Origin of the sequence: Dietzia sp. E1, from assembly GCF_014145015.1 — a bacterium.
In the GTDB taxonomy this organism is placed as follows: Bacteria; Actinomycetota; Actinomycetes; order Mycobacteriales; family Mycobacteriaceae; genus Dietzia; species Dietzia cinnamea_A.
Genome location: NZ_JAALDU010000072.1, coordinates 1 through 5251 on the forward strand (window position 1 = coordinate 1; position 5251 = coordinate 5251).

General features: G+C 69.0%; 9 protein-coding genes and 1 pseudogene. 6 read left to right on the forward strand and 4 right to left on the reverse strand.

Annotation, left to right across the window (positions count from 1 at the left end):
- Positions 1 to 36: 36 nt before the first annotated feature.
- Positions 37 to 456 carry a polynucleotide kinase gene (locus G6030_RS03170; RefSeq protein ID WP_182642178.1) on the reverse strand — a complete coding sequence of 140 codons (420 nt, stop codon included), beginning with the start codon at positions 454 to 456 and terminating at the stop codon, positions 37 to 39.
- A complete protein-coding gene (locus G6030_RS03175) occupies positions 453 to 686 on the reverse strand; it encodes a hypothetical protein (protein ID WP_182642182.1) in 234 nt (77 codons plus the stop codon). The genes G6030_RS03170 and G6030_RS03175 overlap by 4 nt, the downstream gene beginning before the upstream one ends.
- A gap of 164 nt (positions 687 to 850) precedes the next feature.
- On the opposite strand from G6030_RS03175, the gene G6030_RS03180 reads away from it, so the two are divergent.
- From G6030_RS03180 to G6030_RS03200, 6 genes are all read left to right on the forward strand, one after another.
- Positions 851 to 1081 carry a hypothetical protein gene (locus tag G6030_RS03180; RefSeq protein ID WP_182642179.1) on the forward strand — a complete coding sequence of 77 codons (231 nt, stop codon included), beginning with the start codon at positions 851 to 853 and terminating at the stop codon, positions 1079 to 1081.
- A gap of 105 nt (positions 1082 to 1186) precedes the next feature.
- Entirely contained in the window at positions 1187 to 1633 is a 447-nt protein-coding gene (locus G6030_RS03185; protein WP_241724119.1) for a carboxymuconolactone decarboxylase family protein, read from the forward strand.
- Positions 1630 to 2199, forward strand: a complete 570-nt coding sequence (locus G6030_RS16330) for a sigma factor (RefSeq protein ID WP_241724120.1) — start codon at positions 1630 to 1632, stop codon at positions 2197 to 2199. Before G6030_RS03185 ends, G6030_RS16330 begins: the two co-directional genes overlap by 4 nt.
- Positions 2117 to 2560 carry a hypothetical protein gene (locus G6030_RS16335; RefSeq protein WP_347238558.1) on the forward strand — a complete coding sequence of 148 codons (444 nt, stop codon included), beginning with the start codon at positions 2117 to 2119 and terminating at the stop codon, positions 2558 to 2560. Before G6030_RS16330 ends, G6030_RS16335 begins: the two co-directional genes overlap by 83 nt.
- Before the next feature lie 86 nt (positions 2561 to 2646).
- Positions 2647 to 4023, forward strand: coding sequence for a potassium transporter TrkG (locus G6030_RS03195; protein ID WP_182642180.1), 1377 nt, complete (start codon positions 2647 to 2649; stop codon positions 4021 to 4023).
- Positions 4016 to 4696, forward strand: coding sequence for a TrkA family potassium uptake protein (locus G6030_RS03200; RefSeq protein WP_063972518.1), 681 nt, complete (start codon positions 4016 to 4018; stop codon positions 4694 to 4696). Before G6030_RS03195 ends, G6030_RS03200 begins: the two co-directional genes overlap by 8 nt.
- A gap of 25 nt (positions 4697 to 4721) precedes the next feature.
- On the opposite strand, the gene G6030_RS03205 is transcribed toward G6030_RS03200, so the two are convergent.
- Together G6030_RS03205 and G6030_RS16340 are read right to left on the reverse strand one after the other, a co-directional pair.
- The gene (locus tag G6030_RS03205) at positions 4722 to 5072 is read right to left on the reverse strand and encodes a VOC family protein (RefSeq protein ID WP_182642181.1); all 351 of its coding nucleotides are present in this window, start codon (positions 5070 to 5072) and stop codon (positions 4722 to 4724) included.
- Between the two features lie 34 nt (positions 5073 to 5106).
- Positions 5107 to 5251: pseudogene (locus G6030_RS16340) on the reverse strand (thiamine phosphate synthase); the annotation flags it as partial.

Genomic DNA, 5251 nt, shown 5'->3' on the forward strand with positions numbered 1-5251 from the left:
CGGCGTGCCGCGCTCGGAAACCGCGGCGTGCCGCGCTCAGAAATCGCCCGGCGCCACCTGGAGGCACGTCAGGCCCAGACCTCGCCACATCTCCACCACGCGGGAGCGGTCCTCGAGCACGCACAACACGCGATACCGCGGCTCGATGTGACGGCGATACAGCTCCTTCTTGACCACGACGTCCGGACGGCGATCCCCCACCGCCCGCAGGTACACGGCGTCGATCGGGACGCCGAGATGCCGCTCCAGCCAGGCACTCGTGTCCGAGCGGGCGGCCTCCGTGCGCCCGGACACCACGATCAGCTGATGCCCGTCCCGGTACAGGGCGCGCACCACCGCGATGATGTCGTTGTTCGGCAGGTCGGCGGAGACGGTCGACTCGTCGTAGGGGCTCCGTCCGTGGGCCACGGCGATCGTGCCGTCGACGTCCACGAGGACGGCCGAGGGACGGCTCACGCCCGGTCGGCGACCCCGCTGGCTCCCTGATGGTCGGCGCAGTGGGCGCAACAGAAAATGGTGCCATCCACCTCGACCCCGTGGCCGAGGATCCGGCAGCCGCAGTGGGAGCAGGTCGGTGCCATGGCGTGGGCCGCGCACTCGAAGCTGTCGAAGGTCCCGGAGCGGTCGCCCTGGGTGATGGTGAACGCCTTGTCGTAGTCGTTACCGCAGGTATCGCAGGTGGCCATGATGTCCTCCTCGTCGCGCGGGTCTGTTGATGTGGCCACCGTAAACCGAAGTGTCGTGGGTCACAACCGCGGTGGCGAGGCGATGCGTCGGCTCTTACCGTGGAAAGTGCCGAGCACATCGGTGCCGCACGTTCGACAGTCGACCGATATCGGGAGGTATCAGAATGACCACCGAACCGCAGAGCCCCGTCAAGGATCGGAACTACAACCTCATCGCCGTCATGGAAGCCTCGCTCAAGATGGCGTGGCAGCTCAACGAATACATCGAGGACGCCGAGTCCGCCGGTGACACCGAGCTGGCCGATTGGTTCCGCCGCATCCAGGCGAACGACCTCAAGGCAGGCGAGCAGGGCAAGAAACTGCTCGCGAAGCGTCTCCAGGACGAGGCGGGCTGACCGGAACCCGGGGCGCTGTCACGTTTCGAGATACTCGTGCGTCGACAAGACATGAGCACATCACAGAGCAGGAACGACCAGCGCACACAGGTCAGCGGAGGCGCTATGACGTCGATGCTGGCGCTCGAGGCCTATACCCGGGCCCGGGTCTCACGGGACGACAGTCACCTCATCCGCCTGCGCGTCTCGGCGGTCAACGGCTGCCGCTACTGCGCGGCCATGCACCGCCGCGACGCCCGCAAGGACGGGTGGAGCGCCGACCGGATCGCGGCCGCCGAGGACTGGACCGCCCACGCCGACGAGTTCGCGGCGGACGAGCAGGCGGTGCTGCGGTTCGCCGACGCCGTCACCCGCATCGACGGCGAAGAATCCGTCCCCGACGAGGTGTGGAAGGAGGTGGCGCGCTACCGCGGTGAGAACGGGGCTGGACAGGTGCTGATGGACGTCGTCACCATCAACGCATGGAACCGCATAGCGATCGCCACCCGGAAGGACCCGGGCTCGCTACGCGGGCTGATCCCGAGCGACCTCGAGCCGACGAGCCCACGATGACCGCGGGCGTCCTCGCGGGAGCGGGCGCGTCGACCGGCGAGCAGGCCGCTTCGCCCGGCGCGGTCCCGCCCGACCGGGTAGCGCTCGAGCGGGTCCGCGGGCGCTTGCTCGGGATTGGCTACCGCATCACCGGCACCTGGGCGGACGCCGAGGACGCCGCTGACGAGGCACTGGCCCGACTCGTGGCGCTCGACCCGGCGGATGCGCCTCGCAACGCCGAGGCGTGGCTGACCACCGTCGCGACCCGACTGTGCCTGGACCGTCTCCGGCGACGGAAGCGCGAGGACTACATCGGGGCGTGGCTGCCCGAACCCGTCGACACCGCGCTGCTGCCGGCCGAGCTGGCCGAGCAGCGGGATCAGCTGCGGATCGCGGTCCTGCTGGCGTACGAGCAGCTCGGACCCGACGAGCGGGCCGCCTTCGTCCTGCGTGAGGCCTATGAAACTGCCCTACGCGGAAATAGCCGAGGCGCTGCACGCCGCCGTGCCCACCGTGCGCCAGTGGGTCAGCCGCGCCCGACACAGGCTGCAGACCGACGTGCGCCCGCCCGAGCCCGCGCCGGATGAGCTGATCACGCGGCTGGTGGAGGCCGTGATGTCCGGCGACCTCGAGCAGACGATCGCCGTGCTCACCTCGGACGCGCGGGTCCTGTCGGATAGCAACGGCAAGGTCAACGCCGCCCGGCGCGACATCGTGGGCGCCCGCAAGTGTGCGTACTTCCTGGTCAAGGCGATGGAGCTCGCCGAGGGAGCGGTCGCGCCGGTCGAGGTCAACGGCGAGGTCGCGCTGGCCGTGGTGTCCCGCGGGGTCCTGCGCGTGGTGCAGGTCGGGGTGGTGGACGGCCGTGTGGACCGCCTGTACTTCCACTGCAACCCGGACAAGCTCACGCGCCTGGCCGTTCCCGAGGGATTCGCGGCGGGCGGCTGACTCCGCCCGCCGCGCATCGCCGGTCGTCCGCCGCCTGTCCCCGGGCGCCTCCGGCGAGCGGAGTGTGCCGGGTCTACTCTCTCGACATGGTCTCGACGATCCCGGGCGTCTTGTCCTTGGGCGCACGGGCGGTCCGCGCGTTCACGTACAGCTCACCGGCCCGCTCGGCGCTGCTGGCGTTCGCCGCGGCGATCGTGGTCTTCACGGTGCTGCTGATGATGCCGTGGGCCACCGCCTCCGACGATCCGGCGTACCTGCACGACGCGGTCTTCACCGCCACCTCCGCGGTGTCCGTGACCGGCCTGACGACGGTGGACACCGCGACGCATTGGTCTCCGGCGGGTCAGGTGGTGATCCTCGCGGGCATCCAGGTCGGTGGCCTGGGGATCGTGACGATCTCGTCTCTGCTGGCCCTGTCGGTCACCAGACAGTTCGGCGTCCGCACGCGGCTCCTCGCACAGACGGGGATGTCGGCGGGCGGACTGGGGGAGGTCCGATCGCTGATCACGACGATCGTCGTGTCCTCCGCCCTGGTGGAACTGGTCATCGCGCTGGTCCTCGCACCCCGTCTCATCGCCCACCACGGATCGTTCGGGGACGGGCTCTGGCACGCCGTGTTCTATGCCGTGTCCGCGTTCAACAACGCCGGGTTCGTCCTCGACCCCGGGGGCCTGGCGCCGGTGGCGGACGATCCGGTCGTGTTCTGGGCGCTCATCTGTGCTGTGTTCCTGGGCAGCCTCGGCTTTCCCGTTCTCCTGGTGCTGTGGAAGCACCAGTGGCACCTCGGACGCTGGAATCTCCACACGCGACTCACGGTCGAGGTCAGTGTGCTCCTGATGCTCGTCGGTGCCCTGGGGTTCGCCGCGTTGGAGTGGAGCAACGGTGCGACCCTCGGCGGAGACGGCGTGGCCGACAAGCTGCAGCAGTCGCTGTTCGCCTCGGTGATGATGCGTTCCGGGGGCTTCGCCGTCATCGATCCCGTCGACACCAGGGCGTCGACCATGCTCATCACCGACGCGTTGATGTTCGTCGGTGGCGGTTCGGTGTCGACCGCCGGCGGGGTCAAGGTCACCACCCTGGCCGTGATCTTCCTCGCGTTCCTCGCTGAAGCCCGCGGTCGGGAGGACACCACCGCCCACGGGCGGGCCCTGCCCACCTCCTCGATCCGGGTCGCCGTCTCCGTGGCCGGGATGGGACTCACCCTGGTATCCGTGTCCGCCCTGACCTTGATGATCCTCACCGGGGAGGACCTGGGGCGGCCTCTGTTCGAGTCCATCTCCGCCTTCGCCACCTGTGGGTTGAGTTCAGGTTTCAGCGCTGAACTCGAGCCGGCGGGGGTGTACGTTCTGTCCGGGCTGATGTTCGCCGGCCGAGTCGGCATCATCACCTTCGCCACCGCACTGACCATGCGGGCCCAGCGGACCAGGTACCGCCTACCCGTAGAGAGGCCGATCATTGGCTGATCGCACCCGCCGCCAGTCCCCGGTTCTCATCGTCGGGCTGGGCAGATTCGGCATCTCCCTGGCCACACAACTCGTCGGCCAGGGACGCGAAGTCCTCGCCGTCGAACGTGACCACGGACTCGTACAGAGATACGCGGACGCCCTGACCCACGTCGTCGAGGCGGACGCCACGGACATCGAGGCACTGCAACAGCTCGGCGCCCAGGACTTCTCCACCGCCGTCGTGGGGGTGGGCACGTCGATCGAGTCGTCCGTGCTGGTCGCGGTGAACCTCGTCGACCTCGGTATCAACCAGGTCTGGGCCAAGGCGATCAACCAGGCCCACGGGAAGATCCTCACCCGTATCGGCTGCCACCACGTCGTGTTCCCCGAACACGACGCCGGGGTCCGGGTCGCCCACCTCGTGGCCAATCAGATGATGGACTTCATCGAGTTCGACGAGAGCTTCGCCATCGTCAAAATGCGGCCACCGAGGGACGTCATAGGCCACTCGATCGACTACTGCCATCCCCGCAGACGGCACAAGGTCAACATCGTCGGCATCAAGACACCGGGCGGTCCGTTCCAGTACGCGCAGCCGGAGACCATCATCGGCGCAGACGACGTCATCATCGTCTCAGGACACGTTCGCGACCTCGAACGCTTCGCCGACTACTCCGAGCAGAAGCGGTGAGGGCTCGACCGACGTCCCGGTCGGGCTAGCGGGCCACCCACATGGCCAGCTCGTTGCCGCCAGGCTCGCGGAAGTGGAAGCGGCAACCGCCGGGGAAGTCGATCGGCCCGAAGGTCACCGTGCCGCCGGCCTCCTCGACCCGCTGCCGCGCCTCGTCGAGGTCGGCCACGCGGATCACGAGCAGCGGGGCAGGGGACTGCTCGTCGATGTCGCCCTGGATGCCCACGTCCACGCCGCCTCCCATGAGGCTGGTGAACGAGGCCCCGTAGACCGTGGGCGACCAGCCGCACACGGTCTCCAGGAACTCGGCGGTCGCGGGCATGGAGGTGCTGGGGAACTCGATTGAAGTGATCTCGAGCGGCGTCCTCTTCTTCACGGTTCAGACGCTACGCGGGCTCATGTTCGGACGGGAGTGATTTCCCGGCCTCCCAGCGCGCGAGCAGCTCCGCCGCGGCGGCCCGCGGGTCCGGGGCGGCCATGATCGCCGAGACCACGCAGATCCCGTCCAGCTCGGTGGCCGCCAGCCGCGCGACGGTCGCCGGCGTGACCCCGCCG

What these genes read in the sequence shown, in the direction of transcription:
- G6030_RS16330 (WP_241724120.1), top strand. Translation starts at nt 1,630, where the DNA reads ATGACCGCGGGCGTCCTCGCGGGAGCGGGCGCGTCGACCGGCGAGCAG.
- G6030_RS03180 (WP_182642179.1), top strand. Translation starts at nt 851, where the DNA reads ATGACCACCGAACCGCAGAGCCCCGTCAAGGATCGGAACTACAACCTC.
- G6030_RS03185 (WP_241724119.1), top strand. Translation starts at nt 1,187, where the DNA reads ATGACGTCGATGCTGGCGCTCGAGGCCTATACCCGGGCCCGGGTCTCA.
- G6030_RS03175 (WP_182642182.1), bottom strand. Translation starts at nt 686, where the DNA reads ATGGCCACCTGCGATACCTGCGGTAACGACTACGACAAGGCGTTCACC.
- G6030_RS03195 (WP_182642180.1), top strand. Translation starts at nt 2,647, where the DNA reads ATGGTCTCGACGATCCCGGGCGTCTTGTCCTTGGGCGCACGGGCGGTC.